Annotated in this window: 20 protein-coding genes; 14 read left to right on the top strand and 6 right to left on the bottom strand. The window is 74.0% G+C overall.

The genetic code is table 11. The annotated features are described in order from the left end of the window. Nucleotides 1-31: 31 nt before the first annotated feature. Nucleotides 32-1,342 (bottom strand): aspartate--tRNA(Asn) ligase, encoded by a 1,311-nt coding sequence (aspS, locus tag ABEA53_RS16195; RefSeq protein ID WP_345482352.1) that lies wholly within the window; start codon nt 1,340-1,342, stop codon nt 32-34. A 106-nt stretch (nt 1,343-1,448) separates the two neighbouring features. Between aspS and ABEA53_RS16190 the strand changes: the two genes are divergently transcribed. The 5 genes from ABEA53_RS16190 (at nt 1,449) to ccsB (ending at nt 6,050) form a co-directional block, all read left to right on the top strand. Continuing rightward, a complete protein-coding gene (locus tag ABEA53_RS16190) occupies nt 1,449-2,084 on the top strand; it encodes a histidine phosphatase family protein (protein ID WP_345482351.1) in 636 nt (211 codons plus the stop codon). Then, complete coding sequence (locus tag ABEA53_RS16185; RefSeq protein ID WP_345482350.1) at nt 2,084-2,662, top strand: TlpA family protein disulfide reductase; 579 nt, start codon at nt 2,084-2,086, stop codon at nt 2,660-2,662. The genes ABEA53_RS16190 and ABEA53_RS16185 overlap by 1 nt, the downstream gene beginning before the upstream one ends. Beyond that, a complete protein-coding gene (locus ABEA53_RS16180; RefSeq protein WP_345482349.1) occupies nt 2,659-3,378 on the top strand; it encodes a cytochrome c biogenesis CcdA family protein in 720 nt (239 codons plus the stop codon). Before ABEA53_RS16185 ends, ABEA53_RS16180 begins: the two co-directional genes overlap by 4 nt. Then, on the top strand, nt 3,362-4,972 hold the full coding sequence (gene resB / locus ABEA53_RS16175) for a cytochrome c biogenesis protein ResB (RefSeq protein WP_345482348.1): 1,611 nt from the start codon (nt 3,362-3,364) through the stop codon (nt 4,970-4,972). Before ABEA53_RS16180 ends, resB begins: the two co-directional genes overlap by 17 nt. Nucleotides 4,973-5,054: 82 nt before the next feature. Continuing rightward, nucleotides 5,055-6,050, top strand: a complete 996-nt coding sequence (gene ccsB / locus ABEA53_RS16170) for a c-type cytochrome biogenesis protein CcsB (protein WP_345482347.1) — start codon at nt 5,055-5,057, stop codon at nt 6,048-6,050. Nucleotides 6,051-6,174: 124 nt separating this feature from the next. On the opposite strand, the gene ABEA53_RS16165 is transcribed toward ccsB, so the two are convergent. After that, nucleotides 6,175-7,146, bottom strand: coding sequence for an o-succinylbenzoate synthase (locus ABEA53_RS16165; protein ID WP_345482346.1), 972 nt, complete (start codon nt 7,144-7,146; stop codon nt 6,175-6,177). Between the two features lie 30 nt (nt 7,147-7,176). Here ABEA53_RS16165 and ABEA53_RS16160 point away from each other — a divergent pair, with 30 nt between their 5' ends. From ABEA53_RS16160 to ABEA53_RS16150, 3 genes are all read left to right on the top strand, one after another. After that, a complete protein-coding gene (locus ABEA53_RS16160) occupies nt 7,177-8,067 on the top strand; it encodes a 1,4-dihydroxy-2-naphthoyl-CoA synthase (protein WP_345482345.1) in 891 nt (296 codons plus the stop codon). A gap of 16 nt (nt 8,068-8,083) precedes the next feature. Next, nucleotides 8,084-9,214, top strand: a complete 1,131-nt coding sequence (locus tag ABEA53_RS16155; RefSeq protein WP_345482344.1) for an AMP-binding protein — start codon at nt 8,084-8,086, stop codon at nt 9,212-9,214. Between the two features lie 64 nt (nt 9,215-9,278). After that, nucleotides 9,279-10,232 (top strand): 1,4-dihydroxy-2-naphthoate polyprenyltransferase, encoded by a 954-nt coding sequence (locus ABEA53_RS16150; RefSeq protein WP_345482343.1) that lies wholly within the window; start codon nt 9,279-9,281, stop codon nt 10,230-10,232. On the opposite strand, the gene ABEA53_RS16145 is transcribed toward ABEA53_RS16150, so the two are convergent. Then, a complete protein-coding gene (locus ABEA53_RS16145) occupies nt 10,196-10,507 on the bottom strand; it encodes a DUF4229 domain-containing protein (protein WP_345482342.1) in 312 nt (103 codons plus the stop codon). The two genes, ABEA53_RS16150 and ABEA53_RS16145, sit on opposite strands and share 37 nt — an antisense overlap. Nucleotides 10,508-10,636: 129 nt before the next feature. On the opposite strand from ABEA53_RS16145, the gene ABEA53_RS16140 reads away from it, so the two are divergent. Then, complete coding sequence (locus ABEA53_RS16140; protein WP_345482341.1) at nt 10,637-11,008, top strand: PLD nuclease N-terminal domain-containing protein; 372 nt, start codon at nt 10,637-10,639, stop codon at nt 11,006-11,008. Between the two features lie 21 nt (nt 11,009-11,029). Next, nucleotides 11,030-12,685, top strand: a complete 1,656-nt coding sequence (menD, locus tag ABEA53_RS16135) for a 2-succinyl-5-enolpyruvyl-6-hydroxy-3-cyclohexene-1-carboxylic-acid synthase (RefSeq protein WP_345482340.1) — start codon at nt 11,030-11,032, stop codon at nt 12,683-12,685. Nucleotides 12,686-12,795: 110 nt separating this feature from the next. Here menD and ABEA53_RS16130 read toward each other — a convergent pair whose 3' ends face one another. Continuing rightward, nucleotides 12,796-13,950 carry an isochorismate synthase gene (locus ABEA53_RS16130; RefSeq protein WP_345482339.1) on the bottom strand — a complete coding sequence of 385 codons (1,155 nt, stop codon included), beginning with the start codon at nt 13,948-13,950 and terminating at the stop codon, nt 12,796-12,798. 107 nt (nt 13,951-14,057) lie between these two features. On the opposite strand from ABEA53_RS16130, the gene ABEA53_RS16125 reads away from it, so the two are divergent. Genes ABEA53_RS16125 through ABEA53_RS16115 form a run of 3 tightly spaced genes read left to right on the top strand, consistent with a single transcriptional unit; the run spans nt 14,058 to nt 17,256 of the window. Continuing rightward, on the top strand, nt 14,058-14,783 hold the full coding sequence (locus ABEA53_RS16125) for a class I SAM-dependent methyltransferase (RefSeq protein WP_345482338.1): 726 nt from the start codon (nt 14,058-14,060) through the stop codon (nt 14,781-14,783). Continuing rightward, nucleotides 14,780-15,844 (top strand): polyprenyl synthetase family protein, encoded by a 1,065-nt coding sequence (locus ABEA53_RS16120; RefSeq protein WP_425550645.1) that lies wholly within the window; start codon nt 14,780-14,782, stop codon nt 15,842-15,844. Before ABEA53_RS16125 ends, ABEA53_RS16120 begins: the two co-directional genes overlap by 4 nt. Nucleotides 15,845-15,897: 53 nt before the next feature. After that, nucleotides 15,898-17,256: an FAD-dependent oxidoreductase gene (locus tag ABEA53_RS16115; RefSeq protein WP_345482337.1), complete on the top strand. Its 1,359-nt coding sequence runs from the start codon at nt 15,898-15,900 to the stop codon at nt 17,254-17,256. 98 nt (nt 17,257-17,354) lie between these two features. Here the strand turns inward: ABEA53_RS16115 and ABEA53_RS16110 are convergent, their stop codons facing one another. Both ABEA53_RS16110 and ABEA53_RS16105 read right to left on the bottom strand, forming a co-directional pair. After that, nucleotides 17,355-17,597 carry a hypothetical protein gene (locus ABEA53_RS16110; RefSeq protein ID WP_345482336.1) on the bottom strand — a complete coding sequence of 81 codons (243 nt, stop codon included), beginning with the start codon at nt 17,595-17,597 and terminating at the stop codon, nt 17,355-17,357. Nucleotides 17,598-17,650: 53 nt separating this feature from the next. After that, nucleotides 17,651-18,472, bottom strand: a complete 822-nt coding sequence (locus ABEA53_RS16105; RefSeq protein ID WP_345482335.1) for a serine protein kinase RIO — start codon at nt 18,470-18,472, stop codon at nt 17,651-17,653. A gap of 173 nt (nt 18,473-18,645) precedes the next feature. Here ABEA53_RS16105 and ABEA53_RS16100 point away from each other — a divergent pair, with 173 nt between their 5' ends. Beyond that, nucleotides 18,646-19,347 carry a hypothetical protein gene (locus ABEA53_RS16100; RefSeq protein ID WP_345482334.1) on the top strand — a complete coding sequence of 234 codons (702 nt, stop codon included), beginning with the start codon at nt 18,646-18,648 and terminating at the stop codon, nt 19,345-19,347. Nucleotides 19,348-19,408 lie beyond the last annotated feature (61 nt).

Below are 19,408 nucleotides of genomic sequence, written 5' to 3'. Positions count from 1 at the left end.
GATGCCCAGAAGTGGCGTCTTGGCTGAGCGCCTAGGGCAGGAGGCGGTTCGGTCCCCGGAACAGGTAGGTCGTCTCGCGGATGCTCGCGCGCTCCAGCATGAGCATCAGCACGCGCGCGAGGCCCATGCCGAAGCCGCCGTGCGGCGGGACGCCGTAGCGGAAGAACTCGAGGTACGACTCGAGCTCCTTCGGGTCGAGGCCCTTGTCCGCGACCTGCTCGAGCAGCACGTCGATGCGGTGCTCGCGCTGAGCCCCCGTCGAGATCTCCGTGCCCCGGTAGACGAGGTCGTAGCTGTTCGTGAGCGCCGGGTCGTCGGCGTGACGCATGTGGTAGAAGGGCCGGATCCCGGTCGCGTAGTCCGTGACGAACACGAAGTCGTGACCGAACTCCTCCTTCACGTAGGCGGAGATGCGGCGCTCGCCCTCGGGGTCGAGGTCGCCGTCGGCGCGGGGCACCACGTAGCCGCGCTCGGCGACGATGCGCAGGGCGTCGGCCAGCGGGATGCGGGGGAACGGCACGGTCGGCACCTCGACGCGGAAGCCGAGGAGCCGCTCGATCTCGTCGCCGTGCTTGTCCGCGACCGCCTGGAAGCCGGCGACGAGCACGGACTCGTGCATCGCCATGACGTCCTCGTGGGAGTCGATCCAGCTGATCTCGGCGTCGACGCTCGTGAACTCGGTCGCGTGCCGCGCGGTGAAGGAGGGGTCGGCTCGGAAGGCGTCGGCGATCTCGAAGATCTTGCCGAAGCCGGCGGCCTGCGCCATCTGCTTGAAGTGCTGCGGGCTCTGCGCCAGGTAGGCGGTCGTCTCGAAGTACGGCACCTGGAACAGCTCGGCCCGTGACTCCGACGGGCTGTTCATCAGCTTCGGCGTGTGGATCTCGATGTAGCCGTGCTCGACCCACCAGGTGCGCAGCGCGTGCTCGAACGTCGTCTGGATCTTGAAGATCAGCGCGTTCGCGGGGTTGCGCAGGTCGAGGAAGCGGTGGTCGAGCCGCTTGTCGATGGAGGAGTCGGCCGCGATCGGCTGCTCGGGGTCGCTCGCCGCGACGACGTCGAACGCCTCGACGCGGACCTCGATGCCGCCGAGCTTCACGCGCTCGTCGTGCTTCAGCTGCCCCTCGACGCGCACGAAGCTGCCGAGCGAGACGCCGGAGATCGCGAGCGAGATCTCGTCGTCGCCCTCGGGGCGCGGACGCACCAGCTGCACCGCGCCGGTCTCGTCGCGCAGGACGAGGAACTGCACCTTCTTCTGATCGCGGACCGTCTCGACCCAGCCGGCGACGGCGACGGGGCCGTCCTCGCGGGCGGCGAGCTCGGAGATGAGGAGGCGCTCTGTCACGGTCGGAGAGCCTAACCGGCCCCGTTCCCCCGCGGATCCGGGCTTCCGCGCGCTTTTTCTACGGCGTGTGGCACTTGGGTGCCGCTGCGCTCTCTACACTGCGTGGGTGGTCGCCCGAGCCCTGCATCTCGTCCGCCACGGCGAGGTGCACAACCCCGCCGCGGTGGTCTACGAGCGACTCCCCGACTTCCGCCTCTCGGAGCGCGGGCGGGCGATGGCGGCGGCGACCGCCGACTGGCTGGCCGACAAGCCGGTGCACCGGCTGATCGCGTCGCCCCTGCTGCGCACTCAGCAGTCGGCCCAGCCGATCGCCGACACCTTCGGTCTCCCGATCGAGCCCGACGAGCGCGTGATCGAGGCGGGCAACCGCTTCGCCGGCCGGAACGTGCGCGAGAGCGTGCGCAGGGACCCGCGCGAGCTCGCGCTGTTCCGCAACCCCCTCCGGCCCTCCTGGGGCGAGGCGTTCGTCGACGTGCGCGACCGGATGCGGCTCGCGGTCCTGGAGGCGCTCCGCGCCGGGGACCCGGCCCACGACGTCGTGATCGTCAGCCACCAGCTGCCGATCTGGATGGTGCACCGCAGCGTCATCGGCGCTCCGCTCGCGCACGACCCGCGTCGTCGCCGCTGCGCCCTCTCCTCCGTCACCACCTTCGCGATCCGCCAGGGGCGCGTCGTCGAGACCGGTTACGAGGACCCCGCGGGCGCGCTGCGCATCGGGGCCGTCGACCAGGGAGCCACCTGATGCGCAGCGTCCGCCTGCTCGCCCCCGCGCTCGCCGCCCTGCTGCTGCTCACGGGCTGCACCGAGACCGGCGCGCAGGACACGACCGCCGACCAGGGCTTCGTGAACGGCGACGGCGCCGTGGCCCAGTGGGACCGGCCGACCACGCAGCCGGTGACCTTCTCGGGGAAGACCATCTCGGGCACCGACTTCTCGTCGAAGCGGTACCTGGGCAAGGTCGTCGTCGTGAACTTCTGGTACGCGGGCTGCCCGCCGTGCCGGGCGGAGGCGCCGACCCTCAACTCCCTCGCCACGAAGTACGCGGGCGACGTGCAGTTCGTCGGGGTGAACGTCACCGACGACCGCGCCACGGCGGCGGGCTTCGAGCGCACCTACAGGAGCACGTACCCGAGCATCGTCGACCAGGAGGGCAACGCCTCCGTGCAGCTCGCCTTCGCGTCGAGCAAACCTCCGAAGGCGGTGCCGTCGACGCTCGTGCTCGACCGGAAGGGCCGCGTCACCGCCCGCATCGTGGGGCTGGCGAACAAGTCGATCCTCGACACCCTGATCCAGGACGCCGTGGACGGGAACGCCGCGTGACCCTCTCCGGCGGGCTGCTGCTCGGCGCACCCGTCGCCCTCGCGGCGGGCGCCCTGTCCTTCGCGTCGCCGTGCGTGCTGCCGCTCGTGCCCGGGTACCTCGGGTTCGTCGGCGGCGTCGACCGCACCGGGGAGCGGGCGCGCAGCCGCGTCGTGCTCGGCGCCGCGCTGTTCGTGCTCGGCTTCTCGCTCGTCTTCGTGCTGACGTTCGTCGTCTTCGGCGCGGCCGGGTACTTCCTGATCCGCTGGCAGGACCTCATCACCCGGATCGCCGGCGTGCTCGTCGTGCTGCTCGGCGTCGTCTTCATCGGCGGCCTCGGGCCGCTGCAGCGGCGGCTGGCACCCGAGTGGCGGCCTCGAGCCGGGCTGGTGGGCGCCCCGCTGCTCGGCGCGGTCTTCGCGGTCGGCTGGACCCCCTGCCTCGGCCCGATGCTCGGCGTCATCCAGACGCTCGCGCTCTCCACCGGCTCGGTGGGCACCGCGGCGGCGCTCGCCGTCTGCTACTCCGTCGGCCTCGGGCTGCCGTTCGTCCTGCTCGCCATCGGCTTCGGCTGGGCGACCGGCGCGGTCGCGGTGCTGCGGCGCCACGTGCGCGGCATCAACCTCGCGGGCGGCGCGCTGCTCGTCGTCGTCGGTCTGCTGATGATCACCGGCGTGTGGGGCCTCGCGATCGGCGCCCTCCAGTCCTCGTTGGGCGGCTATGTCTCGCCCCTCTGACGCCCAGAACAGCTTCGCCGACGACGCGCCCGTCGTGAACCCGCGCCTCGGCGCCCTCGAGTGGGTGCGCTGGGGCTGGCGGACGCTCACGAGCATGCGCACCGCGCTGCTGCTGCTGCTCGCCCTCGCCGTGGCCGCGGTGCCCGGCTCGCTGATCCCGCAGCACTCGAGCGACCCGAACGGCGTCATCCAGTACCAGCAGGCGAACCCGGGGCTGTCGAAGGTCGTCGACGCGCTGCAGGGCTTCGACGTCTACACGTCGTTCTGGTTCTCCGCGATCTACCTGCTGCTGTTCATCTCACTGATCGGCTGCGTCGTCCCGCGGCTGAAGCACCACTGGAAGGCGCTGCGCAAGGCGCCGCCGCGCACCCCGTCGCGGTTCACGCAGCTGCCCGCCTCCTCATCCGCCGTGCTGCCCGGCGTGACGGTCGCGCAGGCGATGGACGCGGCCGAGCGGGTGCTGCGGTCCGCCCGGTACCGCACGGCGCGGTACGGCGATAGCGTCTCGGCCGAGCGCGGCTACCTGCGCGAGAGCGGCAACCTGCTGTTCCACAGCGCCCTGGTCGGCGTGCTGCTCGCCGTCTTCGTCGGCGGCGGCTTCACCTACACGGGCCAGAAGATCCTGCCCGCCGGCCAGACGTTCGTGAACCTGCAGACCTCGTACGACTCCCTCAACCCCGGCCGCTTCTTCAGCGACGACTCGCTCGCGCCGTACTCGCTGCGGCTCGACCGGCTCGACGTGAAGTACGAGCAGCAGAACGTCGCGGCGCTCGGGCAGCCCCTCGACTACACCGCCCACGTCACGACGCTGCTGCCGAACGGGAAGCCCGAGCAGCACGTCATCAAGGTCAACGACCCGCTCGAGATCGCGGGCACGAGCGTGTACCTGCTCGGCAACGGCTACGCCCCCGACATCACGGTGCGCAACACGGACGGCTCGATCGCGTTCCAGGGCGCGGTGCCGTTCCGGCCGACCGAGGGCACGACGATGACCTCGCTCGGCGTCGTGAAGGCCCCCGACACGGGGAACCCGAAGAAGCAGATCGGCATGGTCGGGTTCCTCTACCCGACCGCCGCCGAGCGCACCGACGGCTCGTTCACCTCCATCTTCCCGAGCGTCGGGAGGAGCCAGACGCTGCTGTCGATGCAGGTGTTCGAGGGCGACGTCGGCCTCGACGCCGGCACCCCGAAGAACGTCTACGAGCTCGACACCACCGGCATGAAGCAGGTGATGGGCATCAAGAACCCGTTGCAGCTGAAGATCGGCGAGACGAGGACGCTGCCCGACGGCCTCGGGTCGGTCACGCTCAACGGCGTCGACCGGTACGCCGCGTTCGACATCCACCACGACCCCTCGCAGGGCCTCGTCGCCCTGTTCGTCGGGCTCGCGGTGCTCGGGCTCATCACCTCGCTCCTCGTGCCGCGCCGGCGCATGTGGATCAAGGTGCGGCAGGAGGGGGACGACGTGCTCGTCGAGTACGCGGGCCTCGCCCGCGGCGACGACCCGAACCTGGTGCGCGCGGTCAGCGAGCTGGAGCGGAACCACCACGCGCAGCTGCCCGCGGCCGCTCGCGAACCGGCGGCCGTCCGATGACGACGCCTCCGTCGGGTGGACGCCACCTGACCGACCCCGCTGCGCCGCAGCGGGGTCCCCTTCCCCGATTTAGGCTGGTGTCGTGGTGAATCCGCTCGATCAGATCTCCGAGCTCCTCCTGATCTCGGCGATCGTCGTGTACGCGATCGCCTTCATCGCGTTCGCGCTCGACCTCGCCCGCCGGTCCGCCGAGTCGCAGGCCCAGGTCGACCTCGTCCGTCGGCAGGACGCCGTCGTCGGGTCGTCCCGCGGCGGCACGGCCCTGCTCGAGGCGCCGCCCGCGCCCCCGGCGGCCCCGACCCGCTCGCGCCGCCCGGCCGCCCGCACGGGCATCGCGCTGACGCTGATCGGCGCCGCCCTGCACGCGAGCGCCGCGGTGCTCCGCGGCACCGCCGCCGGCCGCGTCCCGTGGGCGAACATGTACGAGTTCGCGATGACCGGCACGCTCATCATGGTCGTCGTCTTCCTCGTCGCGCAGACCCGGCTCGACCTCCGGTTCCTCGGCGCCCCGATCACCGGCCTCGTCGTGCTGCTGCTCGGCATCTCGACCGTGAGCTTCCACGTCGCGGTCTCGCCGCTGCCGCCCGCGCTGCAGTCGTACTGGCTCGTGCTGCACGTGCTCGTGGCGATGCTCGGCACCGGCTTCTTCACCCTCGCCGGCGCGCTGTCCGCCGTGCAGCTGCTGCAGGTGCGCCGCAGCCGCCGCGCGGAGTCCGGCCGGCCCGAGCGGATGAAGCTGCTGGCGACGATCCCCGACGCCGAGCGGCTCGAGAACCTCGCCTACCGGATCAGCGTCGTCGGGTTCATCCTCTGGACCTTCACGCTCATCGCCGGCGCGATCTGGGCGAACCACGCCTGGGGTCGCTACTGGGGCTGGGACACCAAGGAGGTGTGGACGTTCATCATCTGGGTCGTCTACGCCGGCTACCTCCACGCCCGGGCGACGCTCGGCTGGCGCGGCACCGGTTCGGCCTGGCTGAACCTGATCGGCTACGCCTGCATCCTGTTCAACTTCGGCGTCGTGAACGTCTTCTTCCACGGCCTCCACTCCTACAGCGGCCTCCCCACGGGCCAGTAGCCGCTCGAGCGCTCACCGATCGCTGATCGGTGCACGCGACCTGACGCCCGGTGCGGCGGGCGGATCCGGCCCGCCGCGGGCCGGAGCGGACGTCCGGATCGAGCCGGGCGCGCCCGCCCGCGCGTCAGTGCAGGAGGGCGTGGCAGCGGCGGACCCGGTCCGTCCACCAGGCCGTGCGGTCGGCGTCGGCCGCCCATCGATCGAGCAGCGCCGCGGACGGCGCGACCCGGCGCACCGGGATCGCGCCGTCGACCGGGCGCAGCGGCTCGTCGACCACGTCCGCCGCCAGCAGCGCGGCGGTGCCGAGGCCGCAGTCGTAGGGCAGCTCGGGCAGCGCGGCCGCGAGGTGGGCGCCCATGGCGAGCCCGACGGAGGTGTCGAGCGCGGAGGAGACGACGGCGGGCCGGCCGAGCCGCCGCACCAGCTCGGTCGCCGCACCGATGCCGCCGAGCGGCGCCGCCTTCACGATCACGACATCGACGACGGCCGCCGCGGCGTCCGGATCGGTGGCGCGGCGGATCGACTCGTCGGCCGCGATCGGGATCCCGAGGTCCTCGATGCGCGCCCGCAGCTCCGCCAGCTCCTCGACGCTCGCGCAGGGCTGCTCGACGTACTCCAGGTCCATCGGCGACAGCGCTCGCAGCGCGTGCTCGGCCTCGTCGACGTTCCAGGCGGCGTTCGCGTCGATGCGGACGCGTCCCTCCGGGCCCAGCGCCTCCCGCACCGCCCGCACCCGCGCGACGTCGTCCGCGAGCGTCGAGCCCGGCTCGGCGACCTTCACCTTCGCGGTGCGGCAGCCGGGGAAGCGGGCCAGCACGCCCGGCACCTCCGCGGCGGGCAGCGCCGGCACGGTGGCGTTCACCCGCACGGAGGTGCGGTGCAGGACGGGCGTCGGGCTCCAGCCGAACGCGATCCCCGCGGCGAGCCAGCGGGCCGCCTCGGCGTCGTCGTACTCCGCGAACGGCGCGAACTCCGTCCACCCCTCCGGCCCCTCGAACAGCGCCGCCTCCCGCACGGTGATGCCGCGGAAGCGGGTGACGAGCGGGAGCGCGACGACCCGGAGCGAGCCGAGCACGTCGTCGAGGTCGGGCAGCACCGGCACATTCTGCCGCCGTACTGTTCGAGCATGCCCGTCTCGGAACTGTTCGACCCCGAGGCGTGGGTCGTCTCGGACGTCGCCCGCGAGTTCACCGACGTCACGGCCCACCGCAGCGTGGACGGCCGCATCGCGCGGATCGCGTTCGACCGGCCGGAGGTGCGCAACGCGTTCCGCCCGAAGACGGTCGACGAGCTGTACCGGGCGCTCGAGGACGCGCGGACCGACCCGCGGATCGGCGTCGTGCTGCTCACGGGCAACGGCCCGAGCGCGAAGGACGGCGGCTGGGCGTTCTGCTCCGGCGGCGATCAGCGCATCCGCGGTCGCGACGGATACCGCTACGAGGGCGACGAGCAGGCGCCGACCGGCGGCCGCCTGCACATCCTCGAGGTGCAGCGCCTCATCCGCTTCATGCCCAAGGTGGTCATCGCCCTGGTCCCGGGTTGGGCGGCCGGCGGCGGGCACTCCCTCCACGTCGTCTGCGACCTCACCATCGCCTCGGCGGAGCACGGCAGGTTCAAGCAGACCGACGCGGACGTCGGCTCGTTCGACGGCGGCTACGGCAGCGCCTACTTCGCCCGCCAGATCGGGCAGAAGGCCGCCCGCGAGGTGTTCTTCCTCGCCCGCGAGTACTCCGCGCAGCGCGCCTACGAGCTGGGCGCCGTGAACGCCGTGGTGCCGCACGCCGAGCTCGAGTCCACGGGCGTCGAGTGGGCCCGCGAGATCCTCGGCAAGAGCCCGACCGCGATCCGGATGCTGAAGTTCGCGTTCAACGCGGTCGACGACGGCATGGTCGGTCAGCAGGTGTTCGCCGGCGAGGCGACCCGGCTCGCCTACGGCACCGACGAGGCGCAGGAGGGGCGGGACGCGTTCCTCGAGAAGCGCGAGCCCGACTGGAGCCCGCACCCCTACAGCTACTGAGAGCCGGATCCTTCCGATGCGTGAGCTCGCCGTCGTCCCCGACGATCCCGCGACGCTGATCCCCGCGCTGCGGGCGGCGCTCGACGGCACCGGACCGGCGGTGCTGCCGGTCGCCGAAGGCGGCCCGGTGCCCGACGTGCCCGCGCAGGTGCCGCTGCCGGTCGCGGTCGTGGTCGCCACCTCCGGCACGAGCGGGGCGCCGAAGGCCGTGGCGGTGTCCTCCCGTGCGCTGCTCTCCTCCGCCGCCGCGACGGAGAACGCGCTCGGCGGCCCGGGCGAATGGGTGCTGGCGCTGCCCGGGCACTACATCGCCGGGGTGCAGGTCGTGGTGCGGGCCCTCGCCGCGGGCGCGGAGCCGCTGCCGATCGCTCCGGGCCCCTTCACCGCCGCCGCGCTCGCGGAGGCGGTGCTCGCGCTGCGGCCGGACCGACGGCGCTACACGGCGCTCGTGCCCACCCAGCTCCACCGCGTGGTCGACGCCGTCGAGGCGGGCGACGCGGCGATGCGCGAGGCCGTCCGGTCCCTCGACGCGGTGCTGATCGGCGGCGGTCGACTGGCGGAGGGGCTGGCCGAGCGCGCCCGGGCCGCGGGCGTCGCCGTGCGGCGCACCTACGGCGCGTCCGAGACCGCGGGCGGCTGCGTCTACGACGGCGTCCCGCTCGCCGGAGTGGGCGTGCGCGTCGTGGACGGGGAGGTGCAGCTCGGCGGTCCGACGCTGGCGGAGGGGTACCTCGGGCAGCCCGAGCGGACCGCGGCCGCCTTCCTCGAGGAGCCCGGGCGCCGCTGGTACCGAACGGGCGACGCGGGCGAGTGGGACGGCGAGCGGCTGTCGATCACCGGCCGCCTCGACGACGTGGTGATCACCGGCGGCGAGAAGGTGTCGCTGGGCCTCGTGGAGCGCGCGGTGCAGGCGCTGCCAGGGCTCGAGGAGGCCCTCGTGGTGCGTGCACCCGACCCCGAGTGGGGCGACGTGCCGGTCGTCGTCACGACCGCGGCGGAGGCGGACCTCGCGGCGGTGCGGGAGGCCGTGGGCGCCGCGCTCGGCCGGGCGGCCGCGCCGCGGCGGCTCGTCGTCGTGCGCGAGGTCCCCCTCCTCCCCTCCGGGAAGCCCGACCGCAGGGCCCTGGCCGCCCTCGCCGCGGGCTGACCGGGTCCGAGGCCCAGAACGGGGCGCACGGACGACCTCCCGCGGCTGCCTAGGATCGTGCGCCGTGGCGAAGGCGAGCACGACCAAGCGGCCCCCGGTCCGGAGGCGCCCCGGCGGTCCGACGAAGGCGGCGGCGGTACCCGGACGAGCGGGCGTCGGCGGCTGGATCGGGGCGTCCCGCCCGCGCACCCTCCCGCTCGCGATCGCGCCCGTCGCGCTGGGCACCGGCGCGGTCTGGGGCCAGCGGATCCCGGGCACGTACTGGCTCGCGATCCTCGCGCTCGCCGTCGCGCTGCTGCTGCAGATCGGCGTGAACTTCGCGAACGACTACTCCGACGGCGTCCGCGGCACCGACCGGTTCCGCGTCGGCCCCGCACGGCTGACCGCCTCCGGCGCCGCGAAGCCCCGCACGGTGCTCACGGCCGCGATCGTCTGCTTCGCGCTCGCGGCCGTCGCCGGCCTCGTGATCGTGCTCGTCACGCAGCAGTGGTGGCTGCTCGCGGTCGGCGCCGCCGCCATCGCGGCGGCCTGGTTCTACACGGGCGGCACGCGCCCCTACGGCTACGCGGGCTTCGGCGAGATCGCCGTCTTCCTGTTCTTCGGCGTCGCGGCGACGGTCGGCACGAGCTTCGTGATCACCGGGGTCGCCACGGCGGAGAGCTGGTTCTGCGCCCTCGCGATCGGCTGCATCGCCTCCGCGGTGCTCGTGGTCAACAACCTGCGGGACATCGAGCAGGACGCCGTGGCCGGCAAGCGCACGCTCAGCGTGCGGATCGGCGCCCGCGGCAGCCGCATCCTGTTCGGCGCGCTGATGACGGTGCCGTTCCTGGTCGTCGTCTACCTGGCGTTCGTCTACCCGCTCGCCTGGCTGGTGCTGCTCGTGCTGCTGCTGGCGGTGCCCGCGGTGGTCATCACCGCGACCGCCCGCACGGCGCGCGAGCTGATCCTCGCGCTGAGTCTCACGGGCATCACCGCGCTGGTCTACGGCCTGGGGCTCGCGGCGGCGCTGTCGTTCTGACCGCCGACCTCGTCGGCGACCTCGTCCTCCGCCGTCTCGTCGGAGACGACGCGGCGGTTCTCGGCGCGGGTGCGCAGCAGCAGCGCCACCGCGCCGCGCTGACGGTCGAGCAGGATCCACGAGAGCGCGAAGCCGATGACCGCCGCGAGCACCCCCGAGACGAGGATGTTCCCGCTGAGCGCGAAGATGACGCCGAGCGGCACCAGGAACAGGAGCAGGCGCAGCGCCGTGTACGCGACGAACGCGAGGGCGAAGGAGGGACGCGGACCGGCCATGACCCATCGAGTGTAGGCACCGCGGCCGCGTCCGCCCGGCGCTGCGCGGACACGGGTGCTCAGCGGATTCCTATGTCGGCACATCGATCCGGGCGCAGCGGCCCCGCGGCGCGCACGTACAGTTGCGACATGGCGAGGGTGCTCGTGTTCGCGGGGATCGCGGCGGTGGTGCTGGCCGTGTTCGCGGTCGTCGACTGCCTGCTCACGGAGCGGCCCCGCGTGCGCGTCCTGCCCAAGTGGGCGTGGATCCTCATCGCGGTCGTGCTGCCGGTCGTCGGCCCGCTGCTCTGGCTGCTCGTCGGCCGCGCGTCCGCCCGCTCGCAGCCCGTCCGACGCGTGATCGGGCCCGACGACGACCCGACCTTCCTCAAGTCGCGCAACCCGGTCCGGCCGGAGCAGCGCGCTCCGGCGGCCGACGACGCGCGCTGGCAGCAGCTGGAGCAGGAGCTCGCGAACCTCGACTCCGATGCGGACGACGAGGGCGACGCCCCGAGGCGCTGAGCGCCTACGCTCGAGCCCGGCATGACGAACCCCTCACCCGCCGGGGCCGCCGCAGCGCGGCTGCTCGCGCGCCTCACCGCCCTCGGCCTGCGCCACGTCGTCGTCTCCCCCGGGTCGCGCTCGCAGGCGCTCGCGCTCGCCGCCGCCGCCCTCGAGCGGCAGGGGGCGCTGCAGCTGCACGTGCGCATCGACGAGCGGGTCGGCGGCTTCACCGCGCTCGGGCTCGCGGCGGAGTCGGGCCTGCCGGTCGCGGTCGTCGTGACCTCCGGCACCGCTGTCGCCGAGCTGCACCCCGCGGTCCTCGAGGCGCACCACGCGGGGGTCCCCCTCCTGCTGCTGACGGCCGACCGGCCGGAGGAGCTGCGCGGCACCGGCTCGAACCAGACGACCGTGCAGCCCGGGCTCTTCGGGATCGCCGTCGCGGAGGTGCTCGACGTCGCCGCGCCGGAGGACGACGAGGACCTCGACGTGGCCGGCGCGGTCGCCGAGCACGCCTGGACCGTCGCGGTGCGGGAGCGGCAGCCCGTGCAGGTGAACCTCGCGTACCGCGAGCCGCTGTCGAGCGCCCTCGACGAGCTGCCGCCGTTCGGGGAGCCGATGCCGGTCGCTGCGCCGGACGCCGCGGCCCTGCCGGTCGAGCCCGGTCCGCGCACCGTCGTCATCGGCGGGGACCGCGCCGGGGAGGAGGCGGAGGCGTTCGCCCGCGCGCTCGACGCCCCGCTGCTCGCCGAGGTGTCGAGCGGTGCCCGCTTCGGACCGCAGCTCGTCGGCGCGTACCGGCAGCTGCTCGACCACGTCGACTTCGGCGGCCGGGTCGAGCGCGCCGTCGTGTTCGGCCACCCCACCCTCTCGCGCCAGGTGCCGCGCCTCCTCGCCTCCGCCGACGTCGACGTCGTGCTCGTCGGACCCGCCGGAGGGGAGTGGTTCGACCCCACCCGCGGACGGGCCGCGCGGACCGGCGCCGTGCGGGCGACCGGTGCCGATCCCGACCGGTCCTGGGCCGGGCGCTGGGTCGCCGCCTCCCGCGCGCTGCTCGACGAGACCGAGGACCTGCCGTACGCCGGGCGCCCCGACGAGCCCGGCGCGAAGGAGCGGCGCGAGCACCAGCGCTCGGAGCTCGCCGCGCTGCGGGCCCCGATCACGCGACGCGTCCTCGTCGACGCGGTGTGGCGGGCGACCTGGCCCCACGACCGCCTGGTCGTCGCCGCGAGCCGGCTGATCCGCGAGATGGACGCGGTCGTGCCGGGCAAGCGGATCAGCGTGCTCGCCAACCGGGGGCTGGCCGGCATCGACGGCACCGTCTCGACGGCGACGGGCGTCGCGCTCGCGCACCTCGGGTCCGGTCGGCCGGGCACCACCCGCGTGCTGCTCGGGGACCTCGCGATGCTGCACGACACCGGCGCGCTGCTGAAGGCGCCCGGCGAGCCCGAGCCGCGGCTGCAGGTGATCGTCGGCGACGACGGCGGGGGCACGATCTTCGACTCCCTCGAGGTCGCCGGCTCCGCCCCCGCCGACGACTTCGAGCGGGTGCTCCGCACGCCCCGCTCCGTCGACTACGCGGCCCTCGCCGCCGCCTACGGGTGGGAGCACCGCCGCATCGAGAACCGCGGCGACCTCGACCGCGTGCTCACCGCCCCCGCCGCGGGCCGCAGCCTCATCGAGGTCCCCCTCCGCTGACCCCGAGCACAGTTGCGCCCCGTGGTCCCAGTTGCGCGCGAGCGAACCAGCGCATCTGGGACCGGTCCGCGCAGTCACGGACCGAGGGACACGAGGCGCGACGCTGCGGATCAGTGCGGGGCGGTGACCGCCGCAAGGGCTTCCTGGATCGGCTGGAACTTCCAGCGCGTCTCCTCGAGCTCCTGATGCGCGTCGGACGCGGCCACGACGCCGGCGCCGGCGTAGGCGCGGACGCGGTCCGGGCCCTCCACCTCCGCGGACCGGAGGCCGATGGCCCACTCGCCGTCGCCGGTGCCGTCGATCCAGCCCACGGGCCCGGCGTAGCGGCGGCGGTCGAAGGGCTCGAGCGCGCGGATGGTGGCGAGCGCGTCCTCGCGGGGCGCGCCGGCGACCGCGGCGGTGGGGTGGAGGAGCGCGACGAGGTCCAGTGCCCCGACGTCGTGCCCGATCCGCGCCGTCGCGTCCGTCGCGAGGTGCCACACGTTCGGCAGGCCGAGCGCGAAGGGGCGGCCGAGGGTCAGGTCCTCCGTCGCGCCGCCGAGTGTCAGCAGCAGGCTGTCGACGGCCAGGGCGTGCTCGAAGCGGTTCTTCGGGGAGTCGAGCAGGCGGTCCCGGTTCGCGGCGTCGGCGACCGGGTCGTCGGACCGCGGCGCCGTGCCGGCGAGCACGCGGGAGGTGGCGAGGCCGCCGGTGACGGTCGCGAGCGTCTCCGGGCTGGCGCCGAAGAGCCCGTCGACGGCGAAGATCCACCCGCCGCGGTACCGGTCGGCGAGGGCGTCGAGCGCGGCCTCCAGGTCGAAGCGCGGCGCCTCGATCACCAGGTCGCGCGCGAGCACCACCTTCTCGAGCGCGCCGGCGCGGATCCGGCGCACGGCCTCGGCCACGGCCCGCTCGTAGTCCTCCGGGGCGAACGCGGCCGCATGCGGAGGGGAGGCGGGCGCGGTGCCGGACCCAAGGTCGGGCAGCTCCACGAGGTGCGCGGACCCCTCGCGCACGACGACGACCTCGCGGGGGAGCAGCAGCACGCTCTCCGCCGCGCTGTCCTCGGCGAACGCGAAGGCGCCGAACGCGACCGGCGCGGCGTCCGCGACCTCGGAGTCGACGGCGGCCGCGGCGATCAGCGCGCGCCAGCGAGCGGCCGCGTCGCGGATGCGATCGGGGCCCGAGAACACGAGCCGGGCGGCGACGCCGTAGCCGATGCGGGCCGTGTCGCCGTGGCGCCAGACGGCCGTCGGAGCGCCGAAGCGGGCCCGCGCCTCGTCCATGTGCGCGCCAGGATCGACGATCCTCCTGATGGTGACGGGAAACGGGGGCTCCTCGTTCGCCATCACGCGCTTAGGGTACGCGGGTGGCTCGGCTAGCATCTGACACCGTGTCCGCGGCCGATCTGAGCAAGACCCCGGCGGACGTCGCAGCGATGTTCGACCAGGCGTCGCGCCGCTACGACGTCATGAACACGCTGCTGTCCGGCGGCAACGCGCAGCTGTGGCGCGCCGCGACGGTGCGCGCCGTCGCCCCGAAGCCCGGGGAGCGCATCCTCGACCTCGCGGCCGGCACCGGCACGTCGAGCGAGGCGCTCGCCCGCACCGGCTCCCGCGTGGTGGCCGCCGACTTCTCGAAGGGCATGCTCGCCGTCGGCCGCGCCCGGCACGCGGACGACCAGCGCATCGAGTTCGTGTTCGCCGACGCGCAGGCGCTGCCCTTCGGCGACGACGAGTTCGACGCCGTCACGATCTCGTTCGGCCTGCGCAACGTCGCGGAGCCGCACCGCGCGCTCGCCGAGATGTTCCGCGTCGCGAAGCCGGGCGCCCGCATCGTGATCTGCGAGTTCTCGAAGCCGCCGCTGGCGCCGGTCCGCGCCGCCTACTTCGCCTACCTCGACCACGTGATGCCGACGGTGTCGCGCATCGCGTCGTCGAACGCGCCCGCCTACGGCTACCTCGGCGACTCCATCAAGGAGTGGGCCGACCAGACCACGCTCGCCGCCTGGCTGCGCGAGGCGGGCTTCCGCCAGGTGCGCTACCGCAACCTGACGGGCGGCATCGTCGCGCTGCACCGCGGCGTCAAGCCCTTCGCGGGCGTCTGGGCCAGCGAGTGACCGCCCCCGAGGCGGTCTCGAGGCGGAGTGCGGCGCTCACGGCCCAGCTGCGGCTGACCGAGCGGCTGTTCGCCTCCCGCGAGGACAAGGCGATGGCGCGCACCATCGACGAGGGCCTCGAGCGGGTCGAGGCGGGCATCCTCGAGCAGGTCGCGTTCCACGACCGCGTCGCGGACGTGCGCTCGCGCTACCTCCTCGCCGCCGGCGGCAAGCGGGTGCGCCCGGTGCTCACGCTGCTCACCGCGCAGCTCGGCGACGGCGTGACCGACGACGTCGTCACCGCGGCGCAGGCCGTCGAGATCCTGCACGTCGGCTCGCTGTACCACGACGACGTCATGGACGAGGCGTCCGAGCGGCGCGGGGTCCCGTCCGCGCAGGAGGTGTGGGGCAACTCCGTCGCGATCCTCACCGGCGACCTGCTCTTCGCCCGCGCGAGCAAGCTCATCGCGGGCATCCAGGGCTCGACCGGGATCCTCGGGCAGGCGGAGGTGTTCGAGCGCCTCGTGCTCGGCCAGCTGCACGAGACCGTCGGGCCCGAGCCCGATCAGGACCCCGTCGACCACTACCTGCAGGTGCTCGAGGACAAGACGGGCGCGCTCATCGCGGCCGCCGCCGAGTGGGGATCGTCCTTCTCGCACGCCCCCGAGTACACGCGCGCCCCGCTGGCCACCTTCGGGCGACGCATCGGCGTCGCGTTCCAGCTGATCGACGACGTCATCGACCTGGCGCCGGAGGAGGCGCAGACCGGCAAGCACGCGGGCACCGACCTGCGCGCGGGCGTCCCGACGCTGCCGCTGCTGCTCCTCCGCCGTCGCGCCGCCACCGACGAGGGCGCCCGGGCGCTGCTGCAGCGCATCGACGGGCTCTCGGCGCACGACTCCGACGAGTCGGTCGCCGCGACCGTCGCCGAGCTGCGCGCCCACCCCGTCACCGCCGAGACGCGGACGGAGGCGATGCGCTGGGCCGACTCCGCGAAGGCCGCGCTCGACCCGCTGCCCGTCGGCACGGTGCGCCGCGCGCTGATCCGCTTCGCGGACCTGCTCGTCGACCGCTCCGCCTGACCCACCCCCTCGCCGCAGCGCGCCTGGAGCGCACGGCCGAAAGGACACGACGAATGACGACCCTCCGCCTCGCGATCGTGGGCGCGGGTCCCGCCGGGATCTACGCCGCCGACCTCGCGAAAAAGTCCGACCGCGGCGTCGACGTCTCGATCGACCTGTTCGAGCGCCTCCCCGCCCCCTACGGGCTCGTCCGGTACGGCGTCGCCCCCGACCACCCCCGCATCAAGGGCATCATCGGCGCGCTGCGCGAGGTGCTCGACGGCGGCGCGGTGCGCCTGTTCGGCAACGTGGAGTTCGGCACGGACATCACGCTCGAGGACCTGCAGCAGCACTACCACGCGGTGATCTTCGCGACGGGAGCGACCCGCGACGCCTCCCTCGACATCCCCGGCATCGACCTGTCCGGCTCCTTCGGCGCGGCCGACGTCGTGTCCTGGTACGACGGCCACCCCGACGTGCCGCGGGAGTGGCCGCTCGACGCCCGCGAGATCGCCGTGATCGGCAACGGCAACGTCGCGCTCGACGTCGCTCGGGTGCTGATCAAGCACACCGACGACCTCATGCCGACGGAGATCCCCGCGAACGTGGAGGCGGGCCTGCGGTCCTCCCCGGCGACCGACGTGCACGTGTTCGGGCGCCGCGGCCCCGCCAACGTGAAGTTCACGCCGCTCGAGCTGCGCGAGCTCGGCGAGCTGCGCGACGTCGACATGGTCGTCCACGACGAGGACTTCGCGTACGACGAGGCCGCCCGCACCGCGATCGCGTCGAACAAGCAGGTCATGGTCATGGACCGCATCCTGCAGGGCTGGCGGAAGCGCGAGGTCGGCGCCGCGAGCCGCCGCCTCGAGTTCCACTGGTGGGCCCGGCCGGTCGAGATCCTCGGCGAGGGCCGGGTCGAGGCGATCCGCTGGGAGCGCACCGAGCCCGACGGCATCGGTGGCGCCCGCGGCACCGGCGAGTTCCGGGAGCAGGCCGTGCAGGCGGTCTACCGGGCCGTCGGCTACTTCGGCTCCCCGCTGCCCGGGCTGCCGTTCGACGAGCGCCAGGGCGTCATCCCGAACCACGAGGGCCAGGTGCTCGACGACGAGGGCGCCCTGGTCCCCGGTGTCTACGCGACCGGCTGGATCAAGCGCGGGCCCGTCGGCCTGATCGGCCACACGAAGTCCGACGCGATGGAGACGGTCGACCACGTGCTGACCGACCAGGGCATGTGGTGGACGCCGCAGCACCCCGACGAGCGGTCGGTGGACGAGCTGCTGGCGTCGCGCGGCGTGCGCTTCACCACGGTCGAGGGGTGGCACCTGCTCGACGCGCACGAGCAGGCGCTCGGCGCGCCCGCCGGCCGCGCGCGCGTCAAGGTGGTGCCTCGCGACGAGATGCTCGCCGCCTCCCTGGGCGAGCCCGTCCGCTGACCTCGCCGATCGTGGATCCGCAGTTCTGAGGCGACACGCCGTACCGGGAGGTCCCGGAGGCGGTGTGTCGGCCGAGGACTGCGGATCTGCGAACGGGGTCAGCCGGCGAGCGTGTCGTTCGAGTCGGCCACGCGCTCGACCCGCTGGTAGCGGTGCGCGCCGCCGACGCCTTCGCCGACGAGGCGCCAGGTGCCGGGGAAGTCGACGTGCGGGTTCTCCAGCACCTCCGGGACCCCGTCGACGGCGTCGGGGAGGGAGACGTCGTGCACCTGCGCCTCCGTGCGGACGCCGTCGACGGCGTCGGTGGGCAGGAACTCGACCGTGAGCGATTGTGCAGCCATGGCCGGACGCTAGGGCCCCTGCGCTGCGGACCGGCTCGGAGTCGGTGCAGGGTTCACCAGGCCTCCGCGAGGACCTCGCCGAACAGCGCCTCCGCGTCGCACTCGAGCCCGCGGCCGGTGAACCAGCCGCACACGTTGACCACGTCGCGATGCAGGAAGTCCACGCCCAGCGGGTTCGCGACCAGGTCGACGATCTGCGGCAGGTCGATCACGACGACCCGCCCCTCATGCAGCAGCAGGTTGTAGGCCGACAGGTCGCCGTGCGCGAAGCCCGCTCGGGCGAAGGCGCGCAGCACCTCGACGACCTGCCCGAAGGCGTCGTCGAGCTCCCCGCCCCGCAGCCGCGACTGCGCCAGCCGGGGCGCGGCGGTGCGACCGTCGCCGATGAACTCCATGACCACCTCCGTGCCGCTGACCTGCACGGGGTACGGCACGGGCACGCCGCTGACGAAGGCGCGGCTCAGCGCGGCGAACTCGCTGACCGCCCAGTGGCCGGAGGCGACCTGCCGGCCGTGCTGCGTGCCCCGGGCGACGGCGCGGGCGTCGCGGGTGTTCCGCATGCGCCGCCCCTCCTCGTAGGCGGCGGACCGGTGGAACCCGCGGTGGTCGCCGTCGCGGTAGCGCTTCGCCGCGAGCAGGCAGCCCGGTGAGCCGGGCACGGCCCGCTCGATCAGGAAGACGTCGGCCTCCTTCCCCGTCTTCACGACCCCGAGCTCGGTGTCGAGGGCGGCGGAGGAGGTCTCGAGCCAGTCCGGCCAGGGGCGCGGACCGCGTTCGGTGGGGGTGGCGGCGGCCCAGGTGGACCAGCGCTGGTCCTCGCCGGGCTCCCAGGTGGGCAGCACGCCGGTGAGGCGGAAGGCGTCGTCGAACGACATGGGGGTGAGCTCCAGGAACAGGAGGTCGCCACGGATCAGGTCAGGCGGCGACCTCGGGGAAGAGGTGGGCGTTCGGGCGCGCGACGACGACAGCCATGGTGCTCGCCTCCTCCCGGTCCGTGGATCGCCGTCACCCTAGCGCCGCGGCCCGCCCGAGCGCGAGACTCTCGGTCGTGGAGTTCGCGGGGTACCTGGCCGAGGACGCCCCCGATCCGCGCGGCGCGCAGCGCGCCCGAGTCGCCCGCCTCGGGGTCGCCTCGGCCGGGCTCGTGCCGCAGCGGCACCTCGAGGACCTGGGCGTGGAGGGCATCGCGGCGTCCCGCAGCTCCGTCGGCACCGAGGAGCGGGTCGAGGAGGTGTCGCTGTCGCGCTCCTACACGCTGTGGCGGAACCCCGACGACCACGCGGACCCCGTGAACCTCCGGAAGCTCGACGATGCGACGGCTCGGGCGCTGGAGGAGCAGCCGCTGTTCCCCGTTCCCGCCTGGCTCGACGAGGCCCGCGATCGGCTGCGGCACCCCTCGCTGTGGGAGGCGGTGCAGACACACTGGATCCGTCCGGGCGGCGAGCCTCGCAGCGTCGCCGACCGGCTGATCGCCCATGCGGAGCACGTGCTGACGAACGTGTACCGGGAGGAGCTCGGGCTGCACGGCGACGCGTACTGGGCGCCCCCGGTGCCCCCGGCAGCGCTGCAGCGGTCGCGGGTGATCGTGGACGGGGCGGCGCGTGACGCGCTCCTGCTCGACACCGACCCGTTCGTGCTCGCCCTCGGCACCGAGCTCGACGATGGCCGGGTGCTGACTGCGGTGATCCCGCGGGAAGAGCTGCCCTTCGTCGTCCGCGAGTTCCTGTCGGACATCCCCGAGCCGCGGTGAGCACGACAGCAGGACGGAGGAGCATCAGCAGGACAGGATCGGCGATCGTGTCCTGCTGACG

Source organism: Amnibacterium soli (assembly GCF_039544415.1).
GTDB classification, from domain to species: domain Bacteria; phylum Actinomycetota; class Actinomycetes; order Actinomycetales; family Microbacteriaceae; genus Amnibacterium; species Amnibacterium soli.
The sequence above is the reverse complement of the archived record's forward strand: the minus strand, read 5'-3'. Positions and strand labels throughout refer to the sequence as shown.